The following is a 13,384-nucleotide window of genomic DNA, read 5'->3' as shown; positions in this document are numbered from 1 at the left end:
TTCGCTTCGATCGGTCTCGCCTCCTTGAACGGCTTCGCTTCAGCCGATGATGACCGCGTAGACGACGCCGGGTCCGTGGACGCCGATCGTCAGATCGTTCTCGATGTCCGAAGACCGGCTCGGCCCCGTGATGAAATGGACGCCGGCCGGCAGCGCCTCGCGTCCGCCCTCGTCCATCGGGATGAGCGCTTCGCCGAGCCGGGTGCCGAGCCGCTCCACGGGAATCAGAATGAACAGCACGGTAGGCAGCAATGATACCGATCGGCCCTTATTCGATGCCGAACGGACGACGACCGTGCCCGTGTAGGCCAGCGCCTGATCGGCCATTACGACGCCGATATCCGCTTCGGCCGCCCGCGCTTTCCAGGAGACGTCGGCGTCCGCGTTCCAGACGGACACTTCCGCCTCCGGCACGGACGACTCCAAACCAAGCGACTCCAACTCCTCTTGGTCCTGCCGCACGATGATGCGCGCGCTAAGCTCTTGCGCACGCTCGGCGATAAAGCGACCGGCGTCGGCCAGATCCTTGGCGCGGGCGGTATGTCCGCCGACGCTGCGCCAGTTCGCCTCGAAGCGTTCGACGCGCTCCTCCGGCGTCCAATCGAACGTCCGCCAGAAGTCCGGCGCGCCCCGCGCCGGCTGCGCAGGCTTGGACGTCATCCGCGGATGGCGGAGCTTCGCGGCGATGCCGTTCATGAACGACTCCTGCTTGGCCCGGGACGCGCGCTCCATCTCCGCCAGCCAGTCCGCGTGCTCTGCCTCTCCGCCAGCCAGTTCCGCCTGCTGCTTAATGTCCGCCATGTCCGCCGCCTCCTTGTCCCCGCTCTTTGACGATCTGTTCCATTCTGCGCTTCATGTCCGGCGCCATCTGCGGCCGATTGGCGTCAATCTCGCGGTCGAGCTTCTCCCAACGGTCGCGGAAGGAGCGTCTCGGCAAGCTCGGCGTTACTCGGTAGCTGTTCCACCCCTTCAAGGGTCCCAGCTTCGTGCGGATCTCTCCGCCGCGGACGACGAGGCGCTGGCCGATCTTGCCGATCGCGAGCGCCGCCTTCATCGCCGCGCTCGAGCCCGTGAGCGCCGCAAAGCCCTTCATGCTGGCCGTCTCGACCGCCTTGCCGTTGCCCGTCTCCACCTTGCGGCGCCGCAGGTAGATGAGCATCTCATGAAGCGGGATCTTTACCGGACATGCCTCATAGCAGGCGCCGCACAAGCTCGACGCGTTGGCGATGTCGTCCCACTCGGCGACGTTTTTGTTGAGCGCCGGCGTGAGCACCGCGCCGATCGGGCCGCTGTACGTGCTGCCGTAAGCGTGGCCGCCGATATGCCGGTACACCGGGCAGGCGTTCAGGCAAGCGCCGCAGCGGATGCAGTTAAGAAGCTCTTGAAACTCGGGATCGCCGAGCTGCAGCGAACGCCCGTTGTCGACGATGATGATGTGCATCTCCTCGGGACCGTCCGCGTCGGCCGTCCGCTTGGGACCGGTGATCGCCGACATGTACATCGTCAGCTTCTGGCCGGTCGCCGAGCGCGGCAGCAGCGTCGCCATCACTTCGAGATCCTCGAACGAAGGAATGATGCGCTCCATGCCCATGAGCGTAATTTGCGTCTTCGGCACCGTCGTAACCATGCGCGCGTTGCCTTCGTTTTCGAACAGAACCATAGAGCCCGTCTCCGCGATCGCGAAGTTGCAGCCGGTCATCCCGATGTCCGCCTCGAGAAACTTCTCGCGCAGCTTCTTGCGCACGAAGCCCGCGAGCACGGTCGTGTCCGCCTCCAGCTTCTCTCCCGCCACCTCGGAGAGCAGATCGGCAATCTGGTACCTGTTTTTGTGGATCGCCGGAATGACGATATGCGAAGGCATCTCGCCCGCCAGCTGAATGATGTACTCGCCGAGATCGGTCTCGATCGCCTCGACGCCGATCTTCTCGAGCGCATGGTTCAGGTGCAGCTCCTCGGATACCATCGACTTCGACTTGACGACGGTTTTGGCCGCCTTGCGCTGCGCGATGTCCATCGCGATGGCGACCGCGTCCTCGCCCTTGTCGGCGAAGTGCACGTGCACGCCGTTCGCCCGCGCGTTGTCGACGAACAAATTCAGATAGTAGTCAAGATGGGCGATCGTATGCAGCCGGATTTGCCGCCCCCGCTCCCGCCATTCATCCCAGTTCCCGTGCTCGGCCGAGGCGTTTTTTTTCCCGTTGCGAAGCCGCTCGGTCGTGAACTTGACCGCCTTGACGAGAAACTCGTCGTTCAGCGCCAGCTCCGCCCGTTCCTTGACCGTCGCTCTTCCCTTTTGCGCGCTCATGCCAGACCCGCTCCTTCCGCCAGCACCTCTGCCAGGTGCATGACCCGTACTTGTTCGCCGCGAAAACGCAGGTTGCCCGCGATGTTCATGAGGCAGGCCATGTCGAGTCCGACCAGCACCTCCGCCTCGGTCTCCTTCACGTGATCGACCTTCTCCGACACCATCGCCCCGGAAATATCCGCCATCTTGACCGCGAACGTGCCGCCGAAGCCGCAGCAGTCCTCAGCGAACGGCAGCGGCACGAATTCGAGACCGCGTACGTTCGACATGAGCGCCATCGGCTCGTCCTTGACGCCGAGCAGTCGCGTGCCGTGGCAGGACGGGTGATAGGTCACCTTGTGCGGAAAGCTGGCGCCGACGTCCGTGACGCCGAGCACGTTAACGAGAAACTGCGTGAATTCGTACGACTTGTCCCGCAGCCGCTCCGCCCGCGCGAGTTGGATCGGATCGGATTCGAACAGCTTCGGATAATGATGGATCATGCCCGTGCAGGAGCCGGACGGCGAGATGACGAAGTCGCTGTCCTCGAACGCGTCGAGTATCGTCTTGGCGCTGGCCCGCGCCTCCTGCCAATAGCCGCTGTTGAAGGCGGGCTGGCCGCAGCAGGTTTGCAGCCGGGGAAATTCGAGCGATACGCCGTGCTGCGCGAGCACCCGGACCATCGCCTCGCCGACGCGCGGATAGATGGCGTCTCCAAGGCAGGTGATGAACAATGAGACCTTCATAGCGTGACACCTCGCGATTTCGATTGGATATGTCAGGTTGTCAGACAAGTTGATGACGGGGAAAGGCGCAGACAAGTCTGCGCCATAAAACGGGCAGGACAAAAGATTGATCATTGTGCGAGCTTCGCTTATTGCGCTGGTTTCGCGAAGTACTCGGCAAGCTCTTCAGCAAATAACTGCAAATATACATTTATCGGTTAGGCGATTCGGTCAGCCGGATGAAGACCTGCAATTATGCAGCTAGATCGAAAATGATGAGCAAAAACTGCCCTCTTTTCTCAAAATAGATGTATTTTTGCAGTCATCTATCCAAGAACGAATCGTTTATCTAAAAATAAGTTTAAAATTGCAGTTACTACGTCGAAAGGTTACAGCAATCGGCATGCGCATGCAGCTGCATGAATCGCGATGAACAGGCCTTAATGGCGTTCGGCGCCCACTGCTCGCATGCGTCCCCGAACAAAACGCTAGACCGTACTCACAACGATGCCGCGAGATTCGAGCTCGCGCACGATCTCGCCCGGCAAGCGCTTGTCGGTGACGATCCGGTCCACCTCGGACAACTCGGACACGTGCGTGAACGCCTGCACGCCGAACTTGCTCGAGTCGGCCAGCACGTGCACCTCATCAGCCATGCCGATCATCTTGTGCTTGATCCGCGCCTGCAGCTCGTTGGACTCGCTGATCCCCCGCTCCAGGTGAACGCCCTTGCACGAGAGGAACAGCTTGTCGACGTGATAGGCGTCGAGCGAGCGCTCGGCGAGCGGTCCGACGTACGACAGCGACCCGCGCGCGAGCTGGCCGCCCGTCGAGATCACCTCGATCTTCTCCTTGCCGGATAGCTCGAGCGCGACCTTGATGGAGTTGGTCAGCACGGTGAGCGGAAAGTCCGGCATCTCGCGCGCCATGTACCAGGCCGTCGAGCTCGCGTCCAGCAGAATCCGGTCCTTGGGCGAGATGAGCTTGATCGCCTCGATGGCGATGCGCCGCTTGTCGTCCGCGCGGATGATCTCGCGCTCGGAGTAAGGCGTCTCGGGCTGCGCCTGCGCGTCTACATCCTTAACGCTTACTGCGCCGCCGTGCGACCTCCGCAGCCGGCCGGCCTGCTCCAGCCGGTCGAGATCGCGGCGGATCGTCTCCTCGGTCACGCGGCATTGCTCGGACAGCTCGGACACGCGGATGCTGCCGCGTTCGTTAACGAGCTCTACGATTTTTTCATAACGTTCCGCGACGAGCATTCGGCGTCCTCCTTTCTTCTATCCTACTTCTATAGCGACGTCGTCCGCAAGAATTTTCCGTAGGCTTCTTCCCAGGTTGCCGTATCAACGGGCGCGTAGGTCACGACGTCGAACGAGTCGCGGATGACCCGGCGCGCTTCGCGCAGGTCGGCCAATTCGCCGGACGCGATCCACTGGACCGCGAGATTGCCGATCGCGCTGCCTTCGGCCGGGCCAGCCCAGACCGGCTTGCCGATGGCGGATGCGGTCCAGCGGCAGAGCAGCGTGTTCTGAATGCCGCCTCCGACCATATGGAGGCCGCCGTAGCGCACGCCGGTCAGCTCCTCGACCCGCTCGAGCGCGTAACGATACTTGAGCGCGAGGCTCTCGAGAATGCAGCGCATCGTCTGGCCGACGCCTTCCGGAGGCTTCTGTCCGGTACGGCGGCAGTACTCGACGATGCGGCCCGGCATGTCGCCCGGCGGAAGAAAGAGCTCGTCGTCCGGATCGATGAAGGCGGCGAACGCCGGCGCTTCCTCCGCCATCGCGACCAGTTCGGGGAACGAATAGACGCTGCCCTGCCGCTCCCAGGCTCTGCGGGATTCGTTGACGATCCACAGGCCCATGATGTTCTTGAGCAGACGGTACGTGCCGTACGCGCCGCCTTCGTTGGTGAAGTTCAATTCCCGCGCACGGTCCGTGAGCACAGGCTCGGTCACTTCCGTGCCGATGAGCGACCACGTCCCGCAGCTGAGATAGGCGAAGTGCTCGTCGAGCGCGGGCACCGCGACGACGGCCGAGCCGGTGTCGTGCTCGGCGACCGCGTACACCGGTATCGCCGGCACGCCAAGCTCCTCGGTCACCGCTTCGCTGAGCGCGCCGGCTCGATCTCCGGGTGCAAGGACCGGACCGAACCATTCGGCCGGCAAGCCCAGCTTCGCCAGCAGCTCCTGATCCCATTCCTTTGCCGTCGCGCTGAACAACTGGGTGGTCGTCGCGTTGGTGAACTCGGCATGCATGTCTCCCGTCAGGAAGTAGCGCAGCAGATCCGGGATCATCAGGAAGCGCTTGGCCTCGCGCAGCAGCGGATTGCCGGCGGACTTCAGCGCGTACAGCTGAAAGATCGAGTTGAACGGCTGAAACTGAATGCCGGTTCTGGCGAACAGCTCGGCTTCGGGAATCTCGGCGAACAGCACAGGCATGATGCCTGTCGTATGACTGTCCCGGTAATGATAAGGATTGCCGAGCAGCTCTCCGCTCTCGCCGACGAATCCGAAGTCGACGGCCCAAGAGTCGATGCCGATGCTCTGGATGTCGACGCCGCGCTGCTTGGCCTTCAGCAGCGCCTGCTTCATCTCGTGCAGCAGCCTGAGAATGTCCCAGTGGAGCCTGCCGCCGACCTGGACCGGGTCGTTCGGGAACCGGTGAAGCTCCTCCGTCTCGATCCGGCCGTCCTTCAGCCTGCCGAGCAGCGCCCGGCCGCTGCTCGCTCCCAGATCGTAAGCCAATATGTCGGCCATCTTCAGCTACCTCCAGTATCTATCCTTGCTTAGCCGCGCGCGGCCAGGACGTCGCGCTCGTACGCCTTGACCTCTTCGAGCCAACGCTCGCGCACCGGCACGCCTTGCGATTCGCAGTAGTAGTCCCAGATTGCGCCGAACGGATACGTCTTGAACTCCTCGGTCAACGCGAGGCGGGACGTATAGTCGCCGGCGAGCTCGGCCTTGCGCAGCAGGTCCGTCGGCTCGAGCAGCGCTTGAAGCAGCGCCTTGATCGTGTTGCGCGTGCCGATGACCCAAGCCGCGACGCGGTTGATGCTGGCATCGAAGAAGTCCAGGCCGATATGCGTCTTGCCGAGCAGGTCGCCGCGGACGAGCTCCTTGCCGATCTCGTACAGTTCGTCGTCGAGAATGACGACATGGTCGCTGTCCCAGCGGACCGGACGGCTCACGTGCAGCAGCATGCCTTCGGCGAACAGCGACAGCGATGACAGCTTGCCGGAGATGACCTCCGTCGGATGGAAGTGGCCGGCGTCCAGGCAGATCAGCTTGTTATTTTGCAGGCCGTAGCCCATGTAGAACTCGTGCGATCCGACCGTATACGCTTCCGCGCCGAGCCCGAACACCTTGCTCTCGACGGCGTCGAGATTGTGCGCAGGGTTCAGCTCCTCCGCGAACACTTCGTCGAGCGCATCCTTCAGTCGCTTGCGCGGCGCGAGTCGGTCGACCGGATTGTCCTTGAAGCCGTCCGGTACCCAGACGTTCGTGACGCAGGTCTGTCCGAGCTGTTCGCCGAAGTAGGCGCCGACGCGGCGGGAGCGCTTGCAGTGCTCGATCCAAAAATCGCGGACCTTCGGATCGGCATGGCTAAGCGTGAAGCCGTCCTTGGAGTTCTCGTGGGAGAAGCAGGTCGGATTGAAATCGAGGCCAAGACCTTGCGCCTTCGCCCATTCGACCCAACGCTCGTAGTGGCGTGGCTCGATGGCGTCGAGATCCACCTTTTCGTCGGTGTCCGCATAGATGGCGTGCAGGTTCACCTTGTGCTTGCCGGGAATGAGCGAGAAAGCTTTCTCCAGATCCGCGCGAAGCTCGTCAGGCGTGCGCGCCGCGCCGGGATAGTTGCCCGTGACCGCGATGCCGCCCGTCAGATCCTGGTCGCGATTCAGGAAGCCGCGCACGTCGTCGCCCTGCCAGCAATGCATGGAAATTTTGATCTCGGACAGCTTCTTGAGCGCCGCTTCGACGTCGATGCCGTGAGCCGCGTATTGGGCCTTGGCCGCTTCGTACTGCTTGGTCGTTTCGGTGGATGGCAAAAGGGTCTCCTCCTTATATAAGCCAGGCGAGCGACGCGGGTCATGCGCCGCGCCGCTCGGGCTTTCTATCGCGCTATATTTATAGGATCGAGAATGTTATTGAATCGGGAACGCCATGACCGACATGAGCGCGTTTTCCGCTTGGGTCGCGTCGAGACGGCTGTACTGCACGATGACCTTGATGTCGCTGCGCACCTCGATCGCGTACGGCACGCCTGGCGGAATGCTCTTGCCGTCCTTGACCAGCGACGACGTACGGATATGACGCGTGCGCCGCGCCGGCACGACGACCAGGATGTCCTCGATCGGATCGCGGTCTTCGAAATAAACGGTGAACTGAAGCAGCGCGTCGTCGGATGCGGTGTTCAACACGCATACCGATTCGTGGCTCGTCAGTTGGCCTGCGCTGTGCTCCGGAATGTAGGCGTCCGGAATGAACCAGCGTTTTTCGCCAGTCGCTTGGGGCATGCGCGAATCCTCCTTCGTCGGCTATTGAACCGCCAAGCGGGCGATTAGCGCGTGAACGCGGCCGGTACGCCGCCGTCGATCGTGAGCATGCAGCCCGTCGTCTTTTCGGCCTTCGAGGAAGCGAAGAACGCTACGCCTTCCGCGATGTCGCGCGGGTAGATGTTGACGAGCAGCGTCGTGCGCTTGCGGTAGTACTCCTCGAGCTGGTCGGGCTCGATGCCGTAAGCCGCGGCGCGCTCGTTGCGCCAGCTGCCGTTCCAGATCGCGGAGCCTTGAAGGATCGCGTCGGGCAGAATCGTGTTGACGCGAATGCCGTGCTCGCCGCCTTCGGCCGCGATGCAGCGCGCCAGATGGGCTTCAAGCGCCTTGGCCGCGCTGTACGCGGTGGCGTTTTTGCCGGCGTAGACGGAGTTTTTGGAGCCGATGAACACCATGCTGCCGCCGACCGCTTGTGCCTTCATCACCTTGAACGCTTCGCGGGCGACCAGGAAATAGCCGGTGCCAAGCACGTTCATGTTCAGGTTCCATTCCTTCAGCGACGTCTCTTCGAACGGGCTGGAGGTCGCGAGACCCGCATTGTTGACGATAATGTCCACGCCGCCGTAGGCAATCGCGGTAGCCGCATAAGCTGCTTGAACGGCTTCTTCGTTCGTTACGTCCATCTTGACCGCGATCGCGCGGTTGTCGCCGTAGCGGGCGTTGATCTCGGCCGCGATCTTCTCGGCGCCTTCAAGGTTAAGGTCCGCCAGCACGACGTGCGCGCCTTCGGATACGAGGCGGCGAGCCGTCTCGCTGCCGATGCCGCCCGCGCCGCCGGTGATGAACGCCACCTTGCGCGAAAATTCGGCTTCGGCCGGCGCCAGCGTCAGCTTGTAAAGCTCGAGCGGCCAGTACTCGACGTTGTACGATTCGTTCTCGCTGAGCGAGACGAACTCGCCGAGCGCCGTCGCGCCGCGCATAACCGCGATCGCCCGGTGGTAAAGGGCGCCGCTCACTTGGGACATCGCCCAGCTCTTGCCGGTGTTGATCATGCCGACGCCCGGGATGAGGATGACGCGCGGCGCGGGTTCGAACATGACGTCGCCTTCGTTTTTGTTGCGCTCGAAGTAGGCTTTGTACTGCTCTTTGTAAGCCGCGACGCTATCCTTCAAAATCGCCTTCAGGCCTTCGACGTCGTCCGCGTTCGGCGTCCAGTCGACGAACAGCGGCACGACCTTCGTGTGCACGAGGTGGTCCGGGCAAGCGGCGCCGACTTGGGACAGCTTCGGCGAGCTCTCGCCGCCGACAAACGTCAGCACGTCGTCCGCGTCGTCGAACGAAAGGATCATCTTCTTGGCATCGGAGACGGCGCCGCGGATCGTCGGCATGACCTGCGACGCGATGCTGCGGCGAACATCGGCCGGCAGCGCGGCGTGCTTAACGCCGCCGAACAGCGTGGCAGCATTCACGCGCGCTTCGATGAACGCTTCGGCTTCGCTGATGATCTTGATCGTTTGCGCGTACGCTTGCTCGCTCGTCTCGCCCCAAGTGACGAGGCCGTGCTTTTCCATCAGGACGAGCTCGGCGTTCGGGTTGGCCAGCACGCCTTCGGCGATCATCTTGGACAGCTTGAAGCCCGGGCGGATGTACGGCACCCATACGAAGCGGTCGCCGAAGATTTCCTTGGCCAGCTCCTTGCCGTTGTCCGCGCAGCACAGGCTGATGATCGAATCCGGATGCGTGTGGTCGACGTGCTTGAACGGCAGGAACGCGTGCAGCAGCGTCTCGATCGAGGCGCGCGGGTGCTTGACGTCGATCATGCAGTTGACGAGATAGGCGACCATCTCTTCGTCCGGCATCTCATCCTTTTCGAACAGCGGGCGGATGTCTTCCATCCGGAGGCCCGTAAAGTTGCCGGCCTTCATCGACGCGAGGTCGGAGCCGCTTCCCTTCACGTACATGACTTCGACGTCGCGGCCGCGGAAGTCCTTCACGATCGTCTTCGCGGACGTGTTGCCGCCGCCCCAGTTGCAGACGCGGCGATCGGCGCCGATGATGTTGGAGCGGTAGACGAGCTGATCCAGCGCGTTTTCTTGCTTCGATGCTTCCGAGGAATTCCACAAGCTTTGAACCATGAGATGAGACCTCCGAATAAATGTTTTGTTTTCTTTTGTTTTCACTATATCATCTTTGTTTGTTTTTGAATATGCATTTTCGGATAAAAACAAAAAAACATCCTCTCAAATGAGGATGTTCTTGAAAGAAAAACAAACATGTGCGTTCTGTTGATAGCTAGATCGATAACGAGACGAACGGCGCACCGTTTGCTCGCCGACGGCGGCGCAGTGGAGCAATAGCGGTACTGAGCACCGTTATTACTTACCGACGGCGGCGCTTTTGAGCAATAGCGGCACTGAGCACCGTTATTACTTACCGGCGGCGGCACTCTAGAGCAATAGCGGCACTGAGCACCGTTATTGCTCGCCGAAAGCGGCGCTTTTGAGCAATAGCGGCACTGAGCACCGTTATTGCTCGCCAACAGCGGCACTTTGGTGCAATAGCGGCACTGGGCACCGTTATTACTCGCTGAAGGCGGCGCTTTGGAGCAATAGCGGCACTGAGCACCGTTATCGCTCGCCGAGGGCGTCTTGCTACACGGCCATTACTGTTGGCCTTCCTTCCGTCCGCCTCATACGATCCGCAGGCCGACGATGACCAGGTCCCGTTCGATGCCGTCGAGCTCGGCGACGCGCGGCAGATGTCCCCACCGTTCGAAGCCGTGCTTGCCGAGCAATCGGAGGCTCGATTCGTTATGTCCGAAGACGAGTCCGACAAGCGTCTTGATGCCGAGCGGCGGAGCGGATTCGATGGCATGTCGGATAAGCAAGCCGCCAAGGCCAAGCCCCCGTTCGGTCTCGGCGATGTAGATGCTGAGCTCCGCCGTCGCATCGTATGCAGCCCTGCTATGGTAAGCAGAGAAGCTCAGCCACCCCGCGACTCGTCCATCTCTGCGCAATACCCATAAAGGATGCCGCATCGGCCGATGCGCCTCGAACCAGCCGATGCGGCTCTCGACCGATACCGGCTCCAGGTCCGCCGTCACCTGCCTGCCCGCGATCGTCGAATTGTAAATGGAGACGATGTCCGCCAGATCTTCGAACCTTGCGATTTCAATGCGATAGTCTTCGTGCTGCGACAAGGCGTTCCCTCTTTTCGTCAGTAAAAACGGTTAGTTCAGGCGAATGCGGATATAATGATCGCTCTCCGGCTCACGCTCGTAAAAATCTTGCAGCGCCGACCGCCATTCCGCCCGGGCCGGAGATCCCATGAAGCCGACGACGTGGTCGCCGATGGACTGCCATTGGACGAGCAGCATGTATCGGCCTTCCTGCTCCACGCATTTGTGAAGCTCATGCGAGATATAGCCCCGCGTACCTGCGAGCAATTCCTGGGTTTTGCGGAAGCTGCTCTCGAATTCGCTGGCCAAGCCGGGCTTGACGCTAAGCATCGACGTTTGCAGGATCATCGTTACACCTCCGGAATATTCGTTTTGAACGGAAGCACAATTATATGAAGAGTGCCTCGCCTACGATTCATCGGCGTCTTCAAAAGCTTGCAGCTTTTGAAGCACGATGCGACCGTGCTCCCGGACAGCCGCTAGGCCGATCGCGCTGAGCATGACATAAGAATAACCGTCTAACGAAAATAAGGCCTCGCCGTTCGAATAAGTTCCTGCGTTGTGAAGAACGACCGTCTCGCGTCCAGGCAGCGTGAAGGCAAATCGGTTTTCGACGTTCTCGATATACTTCCTGAACGCCCTGGATCGCATATATACGTCTCCGTTCAAATCGATCCATTCGTACTTGGTATCGGCCGAAGGATAAATGTCGAGATCGGGGCTTTCGACGACGTATTCAGGCGCCCCTTTGATCACGCTTCTAACCGTCGCGAGCGTCGGCGGCAGATCCAGCATACGCGCCTGCACGTTCTCCGCGATGCCGATCAGATGAGACAATCCCAACAGGACGGGACCGCCGAAGATACTGAATGCGATCAGCGTGACTGAACCGCTCGTCAATCCGACGCTCGTACCGCCTACCATAATCAAATAACCGAATACTTCGAGCAGCGTTCGCATGCGAAGAACCACTCCTCGTACGTTTAGTCGTCTTCCTCTTCGTCCGGCTCGACCACGTATACGCAGCGAAAACGCTCGGTGCCCGGATACTTTTCGCCCAAGCTATGTACGGTGAAGCCGATGCTGCGGTAAAAATTCACGCCGTCCTCGTCCGTCTCCGCTTCGATGCGCTCAGGATCGGCGGCGTCCAGCAGGTGCAGCACCATTCCCCTCCCGTATCCTTTGCCCCGCTCGTCCGGATGGACCGCGATATGACGTATGGTCGCGATTCGATCTTCATCCGTTTCGTAGCCGATGATGCCGATGATCTCCCCGTTATCTTCGTACCCTTGTAAATGCAATCGGGAATTCTCCTTGTATTCGCTAAGCACCGCTACGAGGCGGTCCGGATCCGGGAAAACAGACAGCTCGAGCAGCTCGTAGATTTGTCGTTGCTCCAGTCGGTCTTTAACGTCAACCAGCATGCGCATTCCTCTCCTCCATTAGTTAACCACTTTAATTATCGTCGTTAAATATGCATTACGATCTCCATCGCGTATTCGAGTTAGAAAATTGAAACACCGCCCAGAACACGGATGCCAGCACGCAAAAAATCGGTTTCCCATGACCGTAAAAGACGGCAAAAATCAAACTGAAAACCGTCGCCGTTTGCGCCAGGCTGCCAAGCGTTTTGCCTTCCTTATCGGAAAAAGCCGCAATGACGGAAAAAACCAGCATGACTGCAATTGGGACCATCCATATCATCGCGCATCCGCTCCTACTCTACGTCGAAGTTAAAATAAGTCTTCGGATAGGGCTCCTTCGCGAGCGTATAATGCCACCATTCCTTGCCGTAGGCCTTGAAGCCCCGCTTCTCCATCGCTTTCTTCAGCAAGCTGCGGTTCGCCGTCTGGGCTGTGTTCGCCAGCTTCGCGCCGTGCGCCGACACCGGTCCGAGAAAGTCGAAGCTGCCGCCCATATCGACGAGCTTGCCGGTCTTGACGCTTGCGATCGACAGATCGACCGTACTGCCTCTGGAATGTCCCGACTTGCTCGAGAGATAACCGAGCTTGAACAGCTTGCTCTTGTCCGTTTCCGGATAAAATAGTTCCTTCGTCTTCTGGTCCTTCGGATCCTTCGACCAGCGGATGAAGTGATCTACCGCTTTTTGCGGCCGGTAAGCGTCGTATACGACCAGCTTGTAGCCTTTGGCGGCGAGATCGTCGCCGACCGCCTTCAACGCCTTGGCGGCCTGCTGCGACATGACCGCGTAAGGCGCCTTGTAACCGTCGACGCGGGCGCCTACAAAATTATAATCGCTATAATACCGAATATCGTATTCGGCCGAAGGGATAACTTCGTCTAGATAGACGAATCCTTTAGGCAGCTTGCGTTTCTTGGCCGGCGGAAGCTCGGCGGGTTCGCGGGATTGGGCATCGGATCCCGAGACCGACGCGGCGACCGAGACCGCCCCATCCGTCCCGGTCAGGTTCGCGCCGATCCGGACGGAAACGGCGACAGCCGTCGTCGCCGACTCGCCGAACGTGCCCGCTCCGGCGGCAGCGGGACCGGCGGCGACTGCCAAAGCGACTGCCGCAATCGGGACGATCCATTTGCTGCGCATAGGCAGAGTACCTCCTTCACGCGATCGTATCCATCATTATAGCATCATTCGATCGCGGAAAAAGCGCGAGTTGTTGCAGCAAGCAAAGCGGCGGGTATACCTTTTTGAGTAAAACCAACTTGTAAATCAAAGGAGCG

At 60.5% G+C, this 13,384-nt stretch carries 14 protein-coding genes; all 14 read right to left on the bottom strand.

The features are described 5' to 3' along the window. Positions 1 to 39 precede the first annotated feature (39 nt). The 14 genes from BM235_RS19095 to BM235_RS19030 all read right to left on the bottom strand — a co-directional run bounded on the left by BM235_RS19095 (position 40) and on the right by BM235_RS19030 (position 13,247). On the bottom strand, positions 40 to 801 hold the full coding sequence (locus BM235_RS19095) for a LutC/YkgG family protein (protein ID WP_090115824.1): 762 nt from the start codon (positions 799 to 801) through the stop codon (positions 40 to 42). Continuing rightward, positions 788 to 2,305, bottom strand: a complete 1,518-nt coding sequence (locus BM235_RS19090) for a LutB/LldF family L-lactate oxidation iron-sulfur protein (protein ID WP_090115823.1) — start codon at positions 2,303 to 2,305, stop codon at positions 788 to 790. The genes BM235_RS19095 and BM235_RS19090 overlap by 14 nt, the downstream gene beginning before the upstream one ends. Further along, the gene (locus BM235_RS19085) at positions 2,302 to 3,030 is read right to left on the bottom strand and encodes a (Fe-S)-binding protein (RefSeq protein WP_090115822.1); all 729 of its coding nucleotides are present in this window, start codon (positions 3,028 to 3,030) and stop codon (positions 2,302 to 2,304) included. Before BM235_RS19085 ends, BM235_RS19090 begins: the two co-directional genes overlap by 4 nt. 467 nt (positions 3,031 to 3,497) lie before the next feature. Next, positions 3,498 to 4,268 (bottom strand): DeoR/GlpR family DNA-binding transcription regulator, encoded by a 771-nt coding sequence (locus BM235_RS19080; RefSeq protein ID WP_090115821.1) that lies wholly within the window; start codon positions 4,266 to 4,268, stop codon positions 3,498 to 3,500. A gap of 29 nt (positions 4,269 to 4,297) precedes the next feature. After that, positions 4,298 to 5,767 carry a rhamnulokinase gene (locus tag BM235_RS19075; protein WP_090115820.1) on the bottom strand — a complete coding sequence of 490 codons (1,470 nt, stop codon included), beginning with the start codon at positions 5,765 to 5,767 and terminating at the stop codon, positions 4,298 to 4,300. Positions 5,768 to 5,796: 29 nt separating this feature from the next. Beyond that, complete coding sequence (gene rhaA, locus BM235_RS19070; RefSeq protein WP_090115819.1) at positions 5,797 to 7,059, bottom strand: L-rhamnose isomerase; 1,263 nt, start codon at positions 7,057 to 7,059, stop codon at positions 5,797 to 5,799. A gap of 96 nt (positions 7,060 to 7,155) precedes the next feature. After that, the gene (locus BM235_RS19065; protein ID WP_090115818.1) at positions 7,156 to 7,527 is read right to left on the bottom strand and encodes a sensory rhodopsin transducer; all 372 of its coding nucleotides are present in this window, start codon (positions 7,525 to 7,527) and stop codon (positions 7,156 to 7,158) included. A 44-nt stretch (positions 7,528 to 7,571) separates the two neighbouring features. After that, positions 7,572 to 9,641 carry a bifunctional aldolase/short-chain dehydrogenase gene (locus BM235_RS19060; protein ID WP_090115817.1) on the bottom strand — a complete coding sequence of 690 codons (2,070 nt, stop codon included), beginning with the start codon at positions 9,639 to 9,641 and terminating at the stop codon, positions 7,572 to 7,574. 554 nt (positions 9,642 to 10,195) lie between these two features. Continuing rightward, positions 10,196 to 10,705: a GNAT family N-acetyltransferase gene (locus BM235_RS19055; RefSeq protein WP_090115816.1), complete on the bottom strand. Its 510-nt coding sequence runs from the start codon at positions 10,703 to 10,705 to the stop codon at positions 10,196 to 10,198. 30 nt (positions 10,706 to 10,735) lie between these two features. Continuing rightward, positions 10,736 to 11,032 (bottom strand): antibiotic biosynthesis monooxygenase family protein, encoded by a 297-nt coding sequence (locus tag BM235_RS19050; RefSeq protein WP_090115815.1) that lies wholly within the window; start codon positions 11,030 to 11,032, stop codon positions 10,736 to 10,738. A 60-nt stretch (positions 11,033 to 11,092) separates the two neighbouring features. Continuing rightward, complete coding sequence (locus BM235_RS19045) at positions 11,093 to 11,644, bottom strand: hypothetical protein (RefSeq protein WP_090115814.1); 552 nt, start codon at positions 11,642 to 11,644, stop codon at positions 11,093 to 11,095. 23 nt (positions 11,645 to 11,667) lie between these two features. After that, the gene (locus BM235_RS19040) at positions 11,668 to 12,108 is read right to left on the bottom strand and encodes a GNAT family N-acetyltransferase (protein ID WP_090116062.1); all 441 of its coding nucleotides are present in this window, start codon (positions 12,106 to 12,108) and stop codon (positions 11,668 to 11,670) included. Between the two features lie 55 nt (positions 12,109 to 12,163). Next, complete coding sequence (locus BM235_RS19035) at positions 12,164 to 12,388, bottom strand: hypothetical protein (RefSeq protein ID WP_090115813.1); 225 nt, start codon at positions 12,386 to 12,388, stop codon at positions 12,164 to 12,166. A 13-nt stretch (positions 12,389 to 12,401) separates the two neighbouring features. Then, positions 12,402 to 13,247: a M15 family metallopeptidase gene (locus BM235_RS19030; RefSeq protein WP_090115812.1), complete on the bottom strand. Its 846-nt coding sequence runs from the start codon at positions 13,245 to 13,247 to the stop codon at positions 12,402 to 12,404. Positions 13,248 to 13,384: the final 137 nt, after the last annotated feature.

The organism is Cohnella sp. OV330 (assembly GCF_900112065.1).
Classification (GTDB): domain Bacteria; phylum Bacillota; class Bacilli; order Paenibacillales; family Paenibacillaceae; genus Cohnella.
This window is presented reverse-complemented; position numbering and strand designations above follow the sequence as displayed.